At 65.7% G+C, this 2,087-nt stretch carries 1 pseudogene; it reads right to left on the reverse strand.

What is annotated here, in order from left to right:
- Positions 1-818: 818 nt before the first annotated feature.
- Positions 819-2,087: pseudogene (locus tag AB0D12_RS41215) on the reverse strand (type I restriction endonuclease subunit M); the annotation flags it as partial.

The raw sequence follows: 2,087 nt of genomic DNA on the forward strand, positions 1-2,087 counted from the left end.
ACCCCGCCAGCACCCCGTCCCACTCCTCAACCAACCCCACCCCGACCTCAGCCACACACCAACTCAACCACACGTAACTGTGATTGCAGTACTAGTTGCCGATTTAACCGATGAGCTACGTAACGTCACAGATGGGTAGCGCTCCGGCGTTGCCGATGCACAGGCACCGCGGCTCGCCCAGGGCTGAGCACTGCGCTGTCAACCAGCTCGCCTGGCTGGGCACCATTTCCGCGGTCGCGGGCGGTCGGTTTAGGGAGGGTTGGGGCCTCCGGCCCCGGCCCGCCCTCGGGCTCTCTCGCCCCCCAACGGCCCCGTCGACGCGCACTCCGACCACATCACCCATCCCCATTCCCGTCGTCGGGTCTTTCAGGCCAACGACAGGCCCCCGGCGGCCTCGCCGCATAGACAACGGGAGGAAGATGAAAGAGGCCTCAGGCCCCCACCCAGTCTCTCAGCCCGACAGATGCTCCGCCCGGGGACACAAAGACCTGATGGACCAGACGGCGCAGCAGTGCCAGCGATGCGGCCCCAACTCGCCTGTCTGCTCCAGTTCTTCGAAAGCCCCGCTCGTCATCCTCCCACCCCGCTCCCCCGCTCCGGAACACAATGCTCCGCAACATTCGTCCCCGTAGCCCCGGACGTCGCCGCGCACCACCCCGCGCGCCGAAGGTGTCTCACACGAACTGTGAGCTGGTTCGCGAAGGGTGCAAATCCAGCTGCCGATTGAGGAGACGGGCCGACGTGCCGGTCTGCCTTAGGTGCCGGGCGTCCTGCCGGTGAACCGTACGAGGAGACACCCGCCATTAGTGTCCGGCTGCTCACGGGGCTGCGTACGGGATCTCCATCCAGTGTTCCTCCAGGCTGCGCAAGGTCAGCTTGTTGTCGCGGATCTCGTCGATCAGGAACAGCTCCCGGGCGTTGCACACCGTGCACAGGCTCACCGACGCTAGCGGCCATAGCCCAACCAGGGCGGCGCCGGGGGTGTGGGTGATGTAGATGCGGTCGGGCCTGACGGGGAACTGGCTGAACCGCTCGAAGGGCTCCCAGCCAGGGTGGCTGCCCGTAAGACGCAAGCCCGCCAGCCGATACTGGGACTCGTCCAGGTACTCGCATCGTTCCACCCAGTCCCAGTGGGTACGGGAGAGCCAGTTGACGGAAGTCAGCGCCGACACGACATGGGGTTCCAGCTCGGCGACCTCTCCGTCAATCTCGTGGCTCGCGCGGACGCCGTGTGCGTGGTGCGCATCGTTGCGGAGGTCCTTGACCTTTTCCAGCAGGGGATAGGTCTTCTCCCGGACGCCGGTCAGCTCCTGCACCCCTGGAGATGTGAGGTCGGCCACCAAATTGTTGACCAGCCACAGCCATGTGCCGAAGGTCGCGCCGCGACTGAACTGTTGCTGCAACCTCCTGGTGAAGCCGTCTTGCGCAATCTTCTCCGCGAGGGTCAGGACGCCCAATACCCGGGCGATCCCCTCCCCCAGCTTGAGAAGCCCGTCCTTCCGCTCTGCCGCATGGGTGCTGGTCCGGTATCGGCGGGCCAGCGCCGCCACGTGAAAGGGATAGCTCGACTCGGCCCGCCACATGGGATCTTCCAACGGGACGACGAGGGTGTCGATCAGCCGGGCTTTGGACGCGGCGGCTCGCAGGTCCTCCCGCAGTTTGCCTGGATCGGTCTCCTTGCTTGAGAAGACGTTCGGCAACAGGCCCGAGGCAGCCTTCTTTAGAGCCTGCCGGCTGGCGTCGACGGCCTCGATCAGGCTGTCACTTTCTCTATCCGGGACGAAGTCGGCCGGGACCGGCCAGTCCATCAGGCGCGGACCGCTGGTGTACGGCTCGGTCTCCTCACGTGAGTTCAGCCATTCACACAGCGTGTGACCGCTGCCGCGCAGCGGGTGGAGGACATGCAGGGAGGTGACTGCCTCGCCGAAACTGGGCGGAAGCAGCCGCCAGGTTCCGGGACGTCCCACCAGATCGCCGCCCGCGCATGGAGTCAGACGCCATCCGCTTTCCGAACGTGATCGTTTAGTTCGGGGTGAGTGGGCATGAACTCCGGCCGGTGGCGGGAGAGATGGGTGTGTTTCGTCCGT

Origin of the sequence: Streptomyces sp. NPDC048479 (genome assembly GCF_040651435.1) — a bacterium.
In the GTDB taxonomy this organism is placed as follows: Bacteria; Actinomycetota; Actinomycetes; order Streptomycetales; family Streptomycetaceae; genus Streptomyces.